The sequence below is a fragment of the Halalkalibacter kiskunsagensis genome, assembly GCF_037027555.1.
In the GTDB taxonomy this organism is placed as follows: Bacteria; Bacillota; Bacilli; order Bacillales; family Bacillaceae_D; genus Halalkalibacter; species Halalkalibacter kiskunsagensis.
Genome location: NZ_JAXBLX010000002.1, coordinates 1 through 14,064, shown reverse-complemented (window position 1 = coordinate 14,064; position 14,064 = coordinate 1). Strand labels below are relative to the sequence as shown.

The window sequence follows — 14,064 nt, the reverse complement described above, 5'->3', positions numbered from 1 at the left end:
CCAAATACCAAATGCCGTTTGTCAAATTTATAAAATAATTATGAAACATTTTTTCTTGATAGCTAACACTATGATTCAATTAGTCTACTACTGTAAAATTATAGATGCAAGGGAAGAGGGTTCATATTGAGTATAATTGGGGAATACTTGCATACTAATGGGAGGCAAAAAAAATGAATTTGAATTTAAAAGATAAAGTTGTTTTGATTACGGGCGGTTCAAAGGGAATTGGAAAAGCAATTGCAATGGGGTTTCAAGAAGAAGGTGCTCGAGTAGCTATTGTGGCAAGAGACAGGAAAGCGTTGGAGCTTGCCCAAAGTGAAATAGATGGAATTTCTATCTTTCAAGCCGATTTAACAAATGAAAACGAGCGAGAGAAGGTATTTAAAGACGCTCTTGAGTATTTTGGCACAATTGATATTCTTGTAAACAATGTTGGTGGGAGTAATGGATCAACGACAGCAGAAACGGATTTACGTTTATTCCATGATGCATTTGAACTTAATTATTTCTCTACTGTTCATTTTAGCAAGCTTGTATTACCACATTTAAAAGCAAAACAAGCGGGAAGTATTATTAATATTTCCTCGATTTTTGGTCGAGAATCTGGTGGAAAAGTTACGTATAATAGTGCAAAGGCTGCTATGATTAGTTTTACAAAATCACTCGCTGATGAGGTTATTAAAGATGGAATTCGCGTAAATGGAGTTGCACCTGGTTCTATTTTGCACCCTACAGGAAATTGGCAAAAAAGAATAGAGCAAAATCCAGAGAAAATGGAGCAGTTTGTTCAGGATGAAATACCAGCTGGTCGATTTGGTACGGCTGAAGAAATCGCAAACGTCGTCACATTTTTAGCTTCAGAAAAAGCAAATTGGATTGTTGGTGCGACCATTAATGTAGATGGAGGACAGTCGAAATCTAATTTCTAAGGGTCAGACTCCAATTTAATACTGTACAGTGAAGAAGCGGGGGGCAGACCCCACTTCTTTATTGATCGTCGTTTATCATGTGAATTTCTCTTATTTTTTCTTTTGTTTCAGCTGTACCTAAGCGGTAAAGCTCTTCGTATACATCATTCAATCCTCGTTGGTATTCATTGCGATCATCATCAATTTTGCTATCATCGAAATGTCGAAACGTAAATAAATTACCAAGCTCTAAATCATGTGATTGTACTTCATGCAATAAATCTTCTAATGCCTTTTTTTCTGCTGGAGTTGCTTCAATTTCATATTCAATTAATTGGCCATCATCGACACGAGTTGGGTTTATTGTATCCATGCTGATCGGGTTTAAATTGACATAAAACAATTGCTTTTCCATAAATATGCTCCTTTCCAAAGTAAGCTATTTTTATTTTCTCCAGAAATTAAAATCTTACTTTGAAAATTATTTATGGAATATCCTTTTGTGTGAGTGTTCTAAAGAATTAAGAATGAATGAGAATCACTCGACCATCATACTCTTTTTTCTCTACAGCTTCATGAGCATTTGCTGCTTCTTTGAATGAGAATACTTTTCCAATATGTGCTTGCAGTGACTTAGTGGAAAATCCTTTGGTTATTGTATTTCCTGCATCGATCAACTCATTTCTAGGAGCGGTAAATAAAAATACCCCTGTAAGAGAAGCGTGCTTCATGTTTAATTGTCTCCACAATAAAGGTGGAGTGTTATTGACAGGTGATCCTACAGTAATGATACGACCTCCCACTTTTATCATTTCAAGATCTTTCTTCATGTTTTCACTCAAAGACATATCTAAAATAAGGGATACACCACTATCGTTAGTTAGTTCTTTCACCCGAGTTACGAGATCTTCTGTTTGGTAAACAATTACGTCGTCAGCACCAGCTGCTTTGGCAATGGTAGCTTTAGCTTCTGTACTCGCAGTTGCGATAACATGTGCACCTGCATTTTTGGCTAGTTGAATAGCGGCGTGCCCAACTGCGCCAGCTCCCCCGAAGATCAGTACAGAATCATTTGATTGCAAATGCCCTCTGTTAAACAGCGATAGATAAGCTGTCATAAACGGCATCGCAATGGCTGCACCTTCTTCAAACGTATTATCGACTGGTAATGGGAAAACAAGATCAGCTGAAATTGCTACATATTCAGCAGAAGCGCCTTTAGCATTTGTTGCCCAAACACGATCACCAATTTGAACATTGTTAACAGCTGAGCCGACCTCTGCTACTTCTCCTGCTATATCAAAATGTGGAATATACGGAAAAGAATCAACTGGACGAATTCCTTTTCGGAAATATGTATCGACAGGATTTACCCCACTTGCCCTTACCTGTACGAGCACTTCATTTGATTTAATGGAGGGCTTCGGTACTTCAGATACAGTTAGTACGTTAGGTTCACCATAAGTTTCATAAACAACCGCTTTCATTTTACCTCTCCTTTATCTATGTACATAGAATTTATCTCTTTTTTCTATTCTAAACGAAAAATATCCAATTTCCTATTGAAAGCTTTGCTCTGATAAACAGCTACTTTCAAAAAAGTGAGTTTTCCTTTTGAAAGTAGCTGCCATTTATTCTTGGATCTCCATAATGGAGTTAGTTTTTGATTGACTAGAGTTAATCGTAATGAGGTTTCGTACCTTGTGTCCAAGTAGCCTCTTGGTGTAAGCCACCTCGCGCTTCAATTTCACGGATGATTTCACGGTGAATACTAGTGCCTTCTACATTTAAATAAGGGGTCATTTGCTGTAGTCCGTGATGAAAATAACCTAACTCTTTATCGGTCCACTGTTCAATGGACATCATGGAAAGCTCTGTCATATCTCTTCCAACATACATAAAGTGATTCCTCCTAACGTTGTTTGTGATAGTGTTCCTGTTCCTGTCTGTGTCTATACGATATAATGAGGAACGAAAAGAGTATACTGGAGGATTGAATATGGAACAAAAAGTAGCGTTAGTAACAGGAAGCAGTCGCGGTATAGGTAAAATGATTGCTCTTAAATTAGCAGCCAAAGGATATGACATCGTAATTAATTATGCGAGAAGCAAACAGGCAGCGTTAGATACAGCAAAAGAAATAAAAGCCCTTGGCCGTAAAGCTCTTGTCGTGAAAGCAAATGTAGGAAAGCCTGAAAAAATAAAAGAGCTGTTTGACAAAATTGATGAAGAGTATGGAAGGTTAGATATTTTAGTGAATAATGCAGCATCTGGGGTATTACGTCCACTTATGGAGCTAGAAGAAAGTCATTGGGACTGGACGATGGATATTAATAGTAAAGCATTGCTTTTCTGTGCTCAAGAAGCGGCAAAAAGAATGGAAAGAACAGGTGGAGGGCATATCGTTAGTTTAAGCTCATTAGGTTCGATTCGTTATTTGAAAAATTACACAACGGTTGGGGTATCTAAAGCGGCTGTTGAGGCATTAACACGATATTTAGCGGTTGAGCTCGCTGAAAAAGGAATTGTTGTGAATGCTGTATCTGGTGGGGCGGTAGATACGGATGCATTAACACATTTCCCAAATCGTGAGGAATTACTTGCTGATGCAGCAGCAAGAACACCAGCTGGTCGTATTGTAGAAGCTGAGGATTTAGCAAATACAGTATTATTCTTGCTGTCTGAAGAGGCGAAAATGATACGTGGTCAAACGATTATTGTTGATGGTGGAATTTCACTTTTGACATAATAAATAATAATTTAGTTGAATAAAGCAATTCACCCCCGGACATCTTAATACTCGTGGAGGTGATATCACATGAACAACCAACCAAATCAACCAAACAAAGCATCAAAAACAAATGCACAACAAGTAAGAAAACAAAACCAAGCTTCTGCTCAAGGTAACAGCTATAACACTGAGTTTGCTAGCGAAACGAATGCTCAAGAAGTTCGCCAACAAAACGCTCAGTCAGCTGCTCGCAAACAGCAAGCTTCTTCAAACCAACAACAACAATAATGTACAAAAACAAAGCACCCTTTGGCATCTTCGTCCAAAGGGTGCTTTGTTTTTGTACAACGGCTTGGCTCATTGCACAGAGAATAATGAAAAAGAGAACTATGCTTTTTAATTTAGGTTGAATAAAGACTTGTCCCCTCGGACATCTTAATAGTCGTGGAGGTGATATTACATGAATAGACAAAACCAACAAGGTCAACCGCAAGCTTCTAAGACAAATGCTCAAGAAGTTCGCAAGCAAAACGCAGCTTCTGCACAAGGGAAATACGGTACAGAATTTGCTAGTGAAACAAACGCACAAGAAGTTCGCCAGCAAAATGCACAGTCAGCTGCTCGTAAACAGCAAAATTCTTCAAACCAACAACAACAATAATGCATTAAAACAAAGCACCCTTTGGCATCTTCGTCCAAAGGGTGTTTTTTTGATTAGGAGAAGCCGCAATGGCTCTGCACGCCCCTTTGTATTTAATCCCTCCTAGGCATTTTATTCAAAAATGATCTTAACATTTCAAAATAAGTACGGAAACGTTATAATAGGAATGAATGGAAGCAATTGAAATGATTAAGTCAGAATTATTAGTAGAGAATAGAGTAGGACAAGGGCGAAATTTAAATTGGAATAATTTGCACTACTCTACCTACTGACGTCCGAAATAATTGCAGAAGGGAGTTTATTATGAATTTTCCCAAAGTAGGAAGCAATATTCAAATCCATAGCTACAAGCATAATGGATTGATTCATCGCATTTGGGAAGAAACAATCGTGCTTAAGGGGACGTCAAAGGTTGTAATTGGAGGGAATGACCGTATTCTCGTGAAGGAATCGGATGGAAGGAATTGGAGAACGCGTGAGCCGGCTATTTGCTATTTTGATTCCGAACAATGGTTTAACACAATCGGTATGATTCGATCAGATGGTATTTATTACTATTGCAACCTTGGGTCACCTTTTACATGGGATGAAGAAGCGTTAAAGTATATTGATTATGACCTTGATATTAAGGTGTTCCCTGACATGACCTTTAAGCTCTTAGATGAAGATGAATATGATTTGCACAGAAAACAGATGAATTATCCACCTGCTGTAGATGACATTTTAAAAAGAAGTGTCGATGAATTAATCTCTTGGATCCACCAGAGAAAAGGACCGTTCGCGCCACAGTTTGTTGAAAATTGGTATGAGCGATTTTTACAATATCGATAGAGGAATCTGGCTTTGGCTGGAGTTCTAAAAATGTAAAACAACGTGTGTATTTTGATACTATAAAAAAGGTCTGACTCCTGTTTGAGAGTGAAAATTGTCTCTCGTCATGAGTCAGGCTTTTGTCTTAAAACAGAGGGGGTGGCGAAGCTGGATAGTATAAAACGCTACATGGCATTCGTCAAGCCATATTGGAAACAAATCATGATTACAATTATGATTGGAATATTTAAATTTGGTATTCCATTATTAATCCCGCTAGTCATGAAGTATATTATTGATGATATAATTTTTGCAGAAGCGATGACACAAGATGAAAAGATTTCCATGTTGATGAAAATTATGGCTGTTATGTTTGTCATTTTTGTTGTGCTGCGACCGCCTATTGAGTATTTTCGTCAATATTTTGCACAATGGATTGGAAGCAAAGTTCTGTATGATATCCGTGATCAATTATTTACACATATTCAAAAGTTGAGCTTACGATTTTATTCCAATCGAAAAGTGGGAGAAGTGATCTCGCGTGTCATACATGATGTTGAGCAAACGAAGAACTTTGTTATTACCGGCTTGATGAATATTTGGCTCGATCTTTTTACAATAATTATTGCCATTATTATTATGTTAAACCTAAACGTGTGGTTAACGCTTGTTGCTGTTTCGATGTTTCCGTTTTATGGATTTTCAGTCAAGTATTTTTATGCTAAGTTACGACACTTAACGAGGGTTCGTTCACAAGCATTAGCTGAAGTACAAGGACATTTACATGAACGTGTTCAAGGGATGAGCGTCATTCGAAGTTTTGCATTAGAGGATCATGAGCAGACTCAGTTTGCCAAACGAAATGGAAACTTTTTAGACAGAGCCATTGACCACACAAAATGGAATGCAAAAACGTTTTCTGTTGTTAATACGATTACAGATGTTGCGCCATTACTTGTTATTTTTGTTGCGGGTTATTTTGTTATTACTGGTAGTCTTGAAGTTGGTGCAATGACAGCCTTTGTTCTTTATATGGAGCGATTATATGGCCCATTACGGAGGTTGATTAATTCTTCAACGACTTTGACGCAATCAATAGCATCAATGGACCGAGTGTTTGAGTTTATAGATGAGAAATATGACATAGAAGATGAGTCTGATGCCAAATCTCTAAAACGAGCACAAGGCCATTTGGAATTTAAAGATGTTTCATTTAAATATAGCGAAGATGAGAAGCCTGTACTAAAGCATTTGCATTTAGATGTGAGACAGGGGGAGACGATTGCTTTTGTTGGGATGAGTGGGGGTGGTAAGAGTACGATTATTAGTTTAATTCCACGCTTCTATGATGTTTCTTCTGGTCAGATCTTACTTGATGGAGTAGATATAAGACAATATCAAGTGCGGAGTTTACGTGATAATATCGGAATGGTACTGCAAGATAATATATTATTTAGTGACTCTGTAAAAGAAAATATCTTAATGGGAAGGCCCGGAGCAACTGACGAAGAGGTGATTGCAGCAGCAAGAGCTGCCAATGCTCATGAATTTATTATGGGACTTGCAAATGGGTATAACACCGAGGTTGGGGAAAGAGGAGTGAAACTCTCTGGAGGCCAAAAGCAGCGTGTAGCAATTGCAAGGGTCTTCTTGAAGAATCCACCTATCCTTATTTTTGACGAAGCTACATCGGCACTCGATTTAGAAAGTGAACATTTTATACAGGAAGCTCTTGAAAAATTAGCAAAAGATCGGACGACCTTTATCGTTGCCCACCGCTTATCAACGATTACACATGCAGATCGTATTGTTGTCATTGAAAACGGAGAAATCGCTGAGGTTGGCAGTCATGATGAATTAATGAGACGAGCGGGAAGCTATAAAAAATTGTTTGAAGTGCAGCAATTAACGTAATTGTCGTTGTTAAAAGAGACGTTTCTCTCATTTTTAATACATTCTTAGAATAAACAAAGAGATCTGACTTGTAGTCAGATCTCTTTGTTTATTCTTCTGGTTCTTGAATTTTAACTTCATTTTCATGATAAGTAAAAAAACTATCAACTAAGTGGTCAAGGTGCTCGAGTTGTTCTTGATATTCAATCATTTGTGATACAGCGGGCAAGAGGTGTAACCACTGGTTGTCATTAATACAAGGTTGATCTTTAAGGCTAATGAAATAGTTCATCATATCCTCTTTTCCTTTATTCATCTTATCAATTAACTCGTCGGAGTGACTTGAGTGAACTTTCCCAACATAACGTAATAAAATTCTGTCGTGAAAGGTTGTTAAATAATCAAGTTGTTGCTCAAATTTTTTATGAGTCTCATCAGGCATCAAATTCAGCTCTTCTGTACGCCTTTCAAAGTTCTTTAAAACGAAAAGCGATTTTTTAACGGTAACGAGCATTTGTCTATAAAGGACAACTTTACGAGCTTTGCCGTATTTGTTTTTCATGAAATAATTTCTTTCTTCTTTATAGAGCAAATACACATTTTCTAGTTTGACCATTACTTCTTCTAGCCGGCTTAAATCTTTCTTTAGTGCACGGTGATCAGCTGCATGACGGATAAGTAACATCGTCCACTGGTTAATATCTTCAGTTGCTTTTAGAAACTTGTGAAAGAGCTTCGTTTCATATCTTGGAGGAATAAAGAAAAGATTGATAATGAATGCTGCTAATACCCCAAGGATAACAAGTGCAAATCTACCAGTTGCAAATTGAATGAAATCAGTCGATGGACTTTCCATAATAATAATGACAGTAACGATTGCGAGTGGAATCGTAGTAGGCTCTAATTTAACTTTTAAAATAATTGCGATAGCAAGTACGACAACTAGACCGACAACGAAAGGATCATGTCCAAACGTCATAACGAAAATAACTGCTAATACAGCGCCAATCACATTCGCTTGTACTTGCTCCAAAATCGTTTGGAATGTTCGGTACAGTGATGGTTGAACGGCGATCGCTGCAGCTAGGGCTGCAAACATGGGTGGTTCAAGTCCGAACCACATCGCTAAATAAAGTGAGAGCATGACAGCAAGCCCTGTTTTAAATATACGAGCTCCTAATTTCATAAATTGACTTAACTCCTTCGTCTCGTTTGTTTTACATATTGTTTTTCTTAAAGGTGAAAATGTTATAGCTTCTTACTTAAGAACCTATAACATTTCAGGGAAACAACTTAAGTAAATTGCTCATTTAATAGTATTTCAAATACGTTACGGGAATACCCTGAAATTTAATGCCGAAGGGTACTATACAATGGATTTTCGTGTTAATCAAGTGTTATTAGTATGATAAAAAAAGGATGACGAATGTAAGCCTTCTTATAAAAAAAGGTTGGCCACATTTATCATCCTAAATAAATCTTATTTTCTCATTGCTGCAAATGCTTCGTCTACAGCGTTCAATGTCTCGTTAATGTCCGCATCCGTGTGAGCAATCGTTAAAAACCATGCTTCATATTTGGAGGGGGCTAGGTTGATTCCTCTTTTTAACAATTCTTTAAAAAAGGTTCCAAAGAGCTCGCCGTTTGTTTGTTCTGCTTGCTTATAATTGGCTACCTTTTCAGAAGTGAAATACACGGTAAGGGCACCTTTTAAGCGATTGATAGTAATAGTTTGCTCGTGCTTTTTCGCAAGGTCAAGGATTCCTGTTTCTAAAAGGGCTCCTAAGCGATCTAATTCATCGTAAACGCCATCTGCTTGTAACACTTCTAAACAAGCGATTCCGGCACTCATAGATGCAGGGTTACCAGCCATTGTACCAGCTTGATAGGCGGGACCTAATGGAGCAACCTTTTCCATAATATCAACTCGGCCGCCATAGGCACCAATTGGGAGACCTCCACCAATAATCTTACCTAGTGCCGTCATATCAGGTTCAACCCCGAGGTAATTCTGTGCTCCGCCATACATAAAACGAAAAGCGGTAATTACTTCATCGTAAATAACAAGTGCCCCAGCCTCATGAGTTAGTTGGTTAACTGCTTCTAAGAAGCCTGGTTCTGGTTCAACAATCCCGAAGTTGCCGACAATTGGCTCGACGAGAACGGCTGCAATTTCTTCTCCCCATTTCTGAAGCGCTGCTTTATATGCCTCAATATCATTAAAAGGGACGGTAATGACTTCTTTAGCGATACTTTTTGTTACTCCTGCAGAATCAGGAGTGCCAAGAGTCGAAGGACCAGATCCAGCTGCTACGAGTACTAGATCGGAATGCCCGTGGTAACATCCAGCAAATTTAATGATTTTATCTCTCCCTGTGTACGCTCTTGCAACTCGAATGGTGGTCATAACTGCTTCAGTTCCAGAGTTTACAAACCGCACTTTCTCAAGAGAAGGAATCGCTTCTTTTAACATTTTGGCAAATTGATTTTCTAATTTTGTCGGAGTTCCATATAATACCCCGTTTTCTGCAGCTTGTGAAATTGCTTTTGTAATGTGAGGATGAGCATGTCCGGTAATAATAGGACCATATGCTGCTAAATAATCGATATAGCGGTTCCCGTCGACATCCCAAAAGTAAGCACCTTTTGCTCTCTCCATAAAAATCGGGGTTCCACCTCCTACCCCTTTAAAAGCACGCGAAGGACTATTGACTCCGCCAACAATATGTTCTTGTGCTTCTTTATATAAATCTTCTGAGTTTGTCCAGTTCATGTTTGTTCCTCCTCTGATTCAAGTATCTTCTGTAAATTATTCAACCATAGTGAGAGAACTAGAGCAAGTATGTACCATAAGAGCGTATTACTTCTGGGATGTTTCAAAAATTATCCTTTTGAAATATCCTCTTTTATTCTAGAGAGTGTGGTCACTTCATAAGTTATTTTGAGGAGGAGAGGTGATAAAGTGAATTGGATATTATCTATAGTATTAATTATTGCAACAGTTGGTACTATTGTGAGTCTATTGATGCTTTTACGTTATCGACCGATCCGTGGTACTCATTCGGTTTCGTTAAGGCATTTTACATTGCTTGTTCTTGTTTATATTACGGTTATTTTGTCCTTTTCAATTCTTTATCTTGGATTAGAATTACTTGGGATGGAAGTGTTAAAAGAAGGGAATTCTCATGTTGAGGGGACGGTAAATCACTTAATAGAAGATATTATTTATTTTAGTGCAGTCACACTTTTATCTGTTGGATATGGTGATCTAGTTCCTATTGGGATAGGGCGTTTCATTGCAATTGTACAGGCTCTGTTTGGATATTTACTTCCAGCAGCCTTTGTCGTAACAACATTTTTGCATGTAACAAAGAAGGAAGAATAGTTGTCTTTCATTAAAACTTGGGCTACGCTTATCTTAGAAAATACCCGAAAGGATGAGTGTACATGAATTTACAAATTGGACAAGAAGCTCCTCTATTTTCTTTACCTGCCAATAATGGTGAAGTCGTTTCGTTAGAAGATTATCGTGGCAAACATGTTATTCTCTACTTTTATCCGAAAGACATGACTCCTGGATGTACGACTCAAGCTTGTGATTTTCGCGATGAAGTCGAGAACTTTTCTGCCCTTAATACAGTCATTATTGGGGTAAGTCCTGATCCGGTAAGTAGGCATGAGAAATTTATAGAGAAATATCAACTACCATTTATCCTGCTAGCTGATGAGGAACATCAAGTAGCAGAGCAATATGGCGTGTGGAAATTAAAGAAGAATTTCGGTAAAGAATATATGGGAATTGAACGTTCTACTTTTATTATTGACAAAGATGGTAAGTTGGTTAAAGAATGGCGAAAAGTAAAGGTAAAGGACCATGTACAAGAGGCACTTACATTTGTGAAAGATGAGCTTAGTGAGTAAGGGTGTATCATTTTCACTTTCCTATTTAATTGCCTATTTTGAACGAAATATCACATTGTATCTTTCCCTAGTAGTGATGAAAATCCCTCTTATCAGTAATAGAAAGAATTGAGAAATTTGCTTATAACATATCTATAAGTAGGAACATCGATTGTAAAAATCGAATAATGTAGGTAAAGGGAATATGAATGGAGGGATGTACTTTGAAACTACTTGTGTGCATTATTGATAATGTATATGCCGATGAAGTGGAAATACAGTTAAAAAAACAAGGATACAGGATGACGGAATTGGCAAGTTCAGGAGGTTTTTGGAGAAAAGGCAATACAACTTTCTTGTTTGGAGTGGAAGAAAAGGATATAGAACAGTTGCAAGAAGCATTAAAGTCTGCTTGTCTTGACCTTGAGAAACGTAAGCAACGAAAGAGCAAGCAAGCGCATCGTTATACTTCGTTCTTGCTAAATGTAAAAGATGCAGCTCCATTTATGACAATTGGGAAGTAGAGTGTCAAGGGGAACATTGACAAAAAATCCTCTTTTATATTATACTCATTATAAAATAAGAATCGTTACTTGGAAGAGAGGTGCATGACAATGTCAGATCATCGCTTGCAACATGCGCTTGATGCTTTAAAAAGCACACGTGTGCGTATGACTCCACAACGTCATGCGATACTAGAGTTCCTTTATGAATCAACTGCGCATCCAACTGCTGATGATATATACAAAGCTTTAGAGGGACGGTTTCCCAATATGAGTGTCGCAACTGTATATAACAATTTGCGTGTATTTAAGGAAGCTGGCATCGTAAAAGAATTAACGTATGGTGATGCATCGAGCAGATTTGATTCTGTGACTTCTGACCATTATCACGTTATTTGTGAGGATTGTGGGAAGATCGTCGATTTTCATTACCCTGGTTTAGACGAGGTAGAAACATTAGCTGAACATGTTACGGGATTTAAGATTCATAATCATAGGATGGAAATATATGGATCGTGCCCTAAGTGCAAAGATAAAGTTGAGCATTAAGATATTTTTTTCGCCTTCCTTATAGGGAGGTTTTTTTGATATTGGAAAGATGAGTTAGTCGGAAAGGTTGCGACGTGGAAAAGCTTTGTAAATGAGATACGGAAGTAACAAAAGGAAGTAGAGTGCTCTAAAAGCCACTAAGAAAGTCCATCAAGGAAGCGGTAATGGCTCTGCACGTTGCGCGCCCGCGGATTGAGAAACCCACTCAATTCGCGGGCTTTAAGGTGTAAGACACTTCTCACACCAATGGCAACGGCTACACTCAGTGCCCTCTGCTCTACTTCCTTTTTTTACGATTGTAGTTCTCGTCAAACTCTTTGCCTTCGAGAGACTTGTCCATTGTTAAAGGTTCACTACAATGCATGCAAGCATCGACACGTCCGAGCATTTTTGTGGCGCCGCCACAGTTTGGACAGGTAACCTGAATGGTCTTTGTTGAAAGCATGCCAATCCAAAAGTAAACAACGGTACTACCGATAATGAATAGAAAACCTAGTAACATGGCGATTGTCATGATGATATACGACTCTCTGAAGAATATGCCGATATACATAACAAGAATTCCTACAAAGACAAGTGATAAGGCAAATGTTCTGATTTTATTTATTTTGTTTGTATACTTTAAAGCCAAGTTGGTCCCTCCTAAATCTTAAAGCAATAGGTTGGTTGCTATGTCAATGCAATACCTTTTAAAACAAGTACTAGTAGTATAGCATATTATTTGCTTATTCTCTTTTGTAGAATTGTTAACAGGTTATGAAGATTCCTTATGTGTTTTTGCAGGAAATGACTGTCTTGTGTAGAACCTATTTATGTTTGAATCCTAAAGTGACTGTTAAAAAGCTATAATCGAAAGCTGTTACATGTAGGAGTCGAAGTAGTTATTTGAGAGGGGACATTTTTATGGACGTGTTATTACGGCAACTTTATCAGGATCGGGCGAGTGAGAAAGAAACGCTTGCGATTCTTATTATAGAAAAAGACCTACTTCCTTTATCTGTAACGGACGGATTTGACGTTGTTATTGTGCTGATTAATCATAATCAAGATATCTCATGGGAAGTAAAACATTATCAGCTAGGAGAAAGACGTGTATCTTTTCACTCGCTGAGTCAAGCTATGATGCATCAAACATTAATAGTAGGAAATCATAGGCGTCTAGTTGATTGGTTAGTAAATGGGAAAATTGTTTTTGATCGTAATGAGTTTCTTAAAGATGTGAAAGAACGTATTGAATCGTTTCCGCCTGGTGACCGTTCGAAAAAAATGACAATTCAATTTACGAAGATGTTAAGAAGATTTGAAGAAGGAAAAACATTGTTTCACAATGGACATTATTTTGATGCGTTCAGTAATATGATGCATTCGCTTCATCATCTCGCTCGGTTGTCAGTTATTCATCATGGCTTTTATCCTGAGGTGACAGTGTGGGAACAGGTGCGACATATTGAACCCCAAACATATAAGTTGTATCAAGAGTTATTAAAAAGTGAAGAGACTTTAGAGAAACGCATTGAACTTCTTATTTTAGCAACGGAACTTGCTATTCATTCAAAAACAGAAATGGGAAGTCAGCATTTTCTGTCCCTTGTACAAGGGACAGATGATATTTATTCGATAGCTGACTTTATGTCTTTAAATGAGGTAGAAGACTATTGTGTGGATCTGGAACTTCTTGTTCGTCACTTAGTTGAAAAAGACTTTGTTTCTATTAAGAAAATAGAAACAAAAGCAGAGGGAATCGTAAAAACATTTTATCGGGTAAAAAAGTTTTGAAAAAGTGTTGACGGAATAATTGGGTCGTGATATATTATTACTTGTCGCTGACGAGGCGCGAAAAAAACATTTGACAGCTTTTCAGCATTAATGTTATGATGTTCAAGTCGCTAACGAGTGACAAGTAGTTCTTTGAAAACTGAACAAAAGCCAAGCGAAATAGAGAAACATGTTTTCTCGTCAATAAATCCTATCATTGATAGGTTGAAATAACTTAGTATCGTTAGCGATGCATTTTGAGCGAATCAACTCAACTTTTATGGAGAGTTTGATCCTGGCTCAGGACGAACGCTGGCGGCGTGCCTAATACATGCAAGTCGAGCGGACCAA

17 protein-coding genes and 1 rRNA gene are annotated in these 14,064 nt (G+C 37.8%); 12 read left to right on the top strand and 6 right to left on the bottom strand.

Annotated elements, in window-relative coordinates; translation table 11 throughout:
- Positions 1-173 precede the first annotated feature (173 nt).
- On the top strand, positions 174-932 hold the full coding sequence (locus SLH51_RS01260; protein WP_335958499.1) for an SDR family NAD(P)-dependent oxidoreductase: 759 nt from the start codon (positions 174-176) through the stop codon (positions 930-932).
- A gap of 58 nt (positions 933-990) precedes the next feature.
- Here the strand turns inward: SLH51_RS01260 and SLH51_RS01255 are convergent, their stop codons facing one another.
- The 3 genes from SLH51_RS01255 to SLH51_RS01245 form a co-directional block, all read right to left on the bottom strand.
- A complete protein-coding gene (locus SLH51_RS01255) occupies positions 991-1,326 on the bottom strand; it encodes a hypothetical protein (RefSeq protein ID WP_335958498.1) in 336 nt (111 codons plus the stop codon).
- 106 nt (positions 1,327-1,432) lie between these two features.
- Positions 1,433-2,398: an NADPH:quinone reductase gene (locus SLH51_RS01250; RefSeq protein ID WP_335958496.1), complete on the bottom strand. Its 966-nt coding sequence runs from the start codon at positions 2,396-2,398 to the stop codon at positions 1,433-1,435.
- Between the two features lie 190 nt (positions 2,399-2,588).
- On the bottom strand, positions 2,589-2,810 hold the full coding sequence (locus SLH51_RS01245; RefSeq protein WP_335958494.1) for a cytosolic protein: 222 nt from the start codon (positions 2,808-2,810) through the stop codon (positions 2,589-2,591).
- A 100-nt stretch (positions 2,811-2,910) separates the two neighbouring features.
- Here SLH51_RS01245 and fabL point away from each other — a divergent pair, with 100 nt between their 5' ends.
- The 5 genes from fabL (at position 2,911) to SLH51_RS01220 (ending at position 7,027) form a co-directional block, all read left to right on the top strand.
- Entirely contained in the window at positions 2,911-3,660 is a 750-nt protein-coding gene (gene fabL / locus SLH51_RS01240) for an enoyl-[acyl-carrier-protein] reductase FabL (protein ID WP_335958492.1), read from the top strand.
- A gap of 69 nt (positions 3,661-3,729) precedes the next feature.
- A complete protein-coding gene (locus tag SLH51_RS01235; RefSeq protein ID WP_335958490.1) occupies positions 3,730-3,930 on the top strand; it encodes a gamma-type small acid-soluble spore protein in 201 nt (66 codons plus the stop codon).
- A 172-nt stretch (positions 3,931-4,102) separates the two neighbouring features.
- Entirely contained in the window at positions 4,103-4,303 is a 201-nt protein-coding gene (locus SLH51_RS01230; protein WP_335958488.1) for a gamma-type small acid-soluble spore protein, read from the top strand.
- Positions 4,304-4,606: 303 nt separating this feature from the next.
- Complete coding sequence (ntdP, locus tag SLH51_RS01225) at positions 4,607-5,134, top strand: nucleoside tri-diphosphate phosphatase (protein ID WP_332691436.1); 528 nt, start codon at positions 4,607-4,609, stop codon at positions 5,132-5,134.
- 147 nt (positions 5,135-5,281) lie between these two features.
- Complete coding sequence (locus tag SLH51_RS01220; protein ID WP_335958784.1) at positions 5,282-7,027, top strand: ABC transporter ATP-binding protein; 1,746 nt, start codon at positions 5,282-5,284, stop codon at positions 7,025-7,027.
- An 88-nt stretch (positions 7,028-7,115) separates the two neighbouring features.
- Here SLH51_RS01220 and SLH51_RS01215 read toward each other — a convergent pair whose 3' ends face one another.
- On the bottom strand, positions 7,116-8,192 hold the full coding sequence (locus SLH51_RS01215) for an FUSC family protein (RefSeq protein ID WP_335958486.1): 1,077 nt from the start codon (positions 8,190-8,192) through the stop codon (positions 7,116-7,118).
- A 294-nt stretch (positions 8,193-8,486) separates the two neighbouring features.
- Positions 8,487-9,779, bottom strand: a complete 1,293-nt coding sequence (locus SLH51_RS01210) for a glutamate-1-semialdehyde 2,1-aminomutase (RefSeq protein WP_335958485.1) — start codon at positions 9,777-9,779, stop codon at positions 8,487-8,489.
- A 189-nt stretch (positions 9,780-9,968) separates the two neighbouring features.
- Between SLH51_RS01210 and SLH51_RS01205 the strand changes: the two genes are divergently transcribed.
- The 4 genes from SLH51_RS01205 (at position 9,969) to perR (ending at position 11,958) form a co-directional block, all read left to right on the top strand.
- Positions 9,969-10,391: an ion channel gene (locus SLH51_RS01205; protein WP_335958484.1), complete on the top strand. Its 423-nt coding sequence runs from the start codon at positions 9,969-9,971 to the stop codon at positions 10,389-10,391.
- Between the two features lie 62 nt (positions 10,392-10,453).
- Positions 10,454-10,927 (top strand): thioredoxin-dependent thiol peroxidase, encoded by a 474-nt coding sequence (gene bcp, locus SLH51_RS01200; protein WP_335958483.1) that lies wholly within the window; start codon positions 10,454-10,456, stop codon positions 10,925-10,927.
- Positions 10,928-11,130: 203 nt separating this feature from the next.
- Positions 11,131-11,430, top strand: coding sequence for a cyclic-di-AMP receptor (locus SLH51_RS01195; RefSeq protein ID WP_335958481.1), 300 nt, complete (start codon positions 11,131-11,133; stop codon positions 11,428-11,430).
- Positions 11,431-11,520: 90 nt separating this feature from the next.
- Entirely contained in the window at positions 11,521-11,958 is a 438-nt protein-coding gene (gene perR / locus SLH51_RS01190; protein ID WP_335958479.1) for a peroxide-responsive transcriptional repressor PerR, read from the top strand.
- Between the two features lie 277 nt (positions 11,959-12,235).
- Here perR and SLH51_RS01185 read toward each other — a convergent pair whose 3' ends face one another.
- Positions 12,236-12,589: a YgzB family protein gene (locus tag SLH51_RS01185; RefSeq protein ID WP_335958477.1), complete on the bottom strand. Its 354-nt coding sequence runs from the start codon at positions 12,587-12,589 to the stop codon at positions 12,236-12,238.
- Between the two features lie 272 nt (positions 12,590-12,861).
- On the opposite strand from SLH51_RS01185, the gene SLH51_RS01180 reads away from it, so the two are divergent.
- Both SLH51_RS01180 and SLH51_RS01175 read left to right on the top strand, forming a co-directional pair.
- The gene (locus SLH51_RS01180; RefSeq protein WP_335958476.1) at positions 12,862-13,734 is read left to right on the top strand and encodes a nucleotidyltransferase-like protein; all 873 of its coding nucleotides are present in this window, start codon (positions 12,862-12,864) and stop codon (positions 13,732-13,734) included.
- Positions 13,735-13,990: 256 nt separating this feature from the next.
- A 16S ribosomal RNA gene (locus SLH51_RS01175) occupies positions 13,991-14,064 on the top strand; the annotation flags it as partial.

Excerpts from the sequence above, each read along its gene's own strand:
- SLH51_RS01260 (WP_335958499.1), top strand. The coding sequence starts at position 174 with ATGAATTTGAATTTAAAAGATAAAGTTGTTTTGATTACGGGCGGTTCA.
- SLH51_RS01255 (WP_335958498.1), bottom strand. The coding sequence starts at position 1,326 with ATGGAAAAGCAATTGTTTTATGTCAATTTAAACCCGATCAGCATGGAT.
- SLH51_RS01250 (WP_335958496.1), bottom strand. The coding sequence starts at position 2,398 with ATGAAAGCGGTTGTTTATGAAACTTATGGTGAACCTAACGTACTAACT.
- SLH51_RS01245 (WP_335958494.1), bottom strand. The coding sequence starts at position 2,810 with ATGTATGTTGGAAGAGATATGACAGAGCTTTCCATGATGTCCATTGAA.
- fabL (WP_335958492.1), top strand. The coding sequence starts at position 2,911 with ATGGAACAAAAAGTAGCGTTAGTAACAGGAAGCAGTCGCGGTATAGGT.
- SLH51_RS01235 (WP_335958490.1), top strand. The coding sequence starts at position 3,730 with ATGAACAACCAACCAAATCAACCAAACAAAGCATCAAAAACAAATGCA.
- SLH51_RS01230 (WP_335958488.1), top strand. The coding sequence starts at position 4,103 with ATGAATAGACAAAACCAACAAGGTCAACCGCAAGCTTCTAAGACAAAT.
- ntdP (WP_332691436.1), top strand. The coding sequence starts at position 4,607 with ATGAATTTTCCCAAAGTAGGAAGCAATATTCAAATCCATAGCTACAAG.
- SLH51_RS01215 (WP_335958486.1), bottom strand. The coding sequence starts at position 8,192 with ATGAAATTAGGAGCTCGTATATTTAAAACAGGGCTTGCTGTCATGCTC.
- SLH51_RS01210 (WP_335958485.1), bottom strand. The coding sequence starts at position 9,779 with ATGAACTGGACAAACTCAGAAGATTTATATAAAGAAGCACAAGAACAT.
- bcp (WP_335958483.1), top strand. The coding sequence starts at position 10,454 with ATGAATTTACAAATTGGACAAGAAGCTCCTCTATTTTCTTTACCTGCC.
- perR (WP_335958479.1), top strand. The coding sequence starts at position 11,521 with ATGTCAGATCATCGCTTGCAACATGCGCTTGATGCTTTAAAAAGCACA.
- SLH51_RS01180 (WP_335958476.1), top strand. The coding sequence starts at position 12,862 with ATGGACGTGTTATTACGGCAACTTTATCAGGATCGGGCGAGTGAGAAA.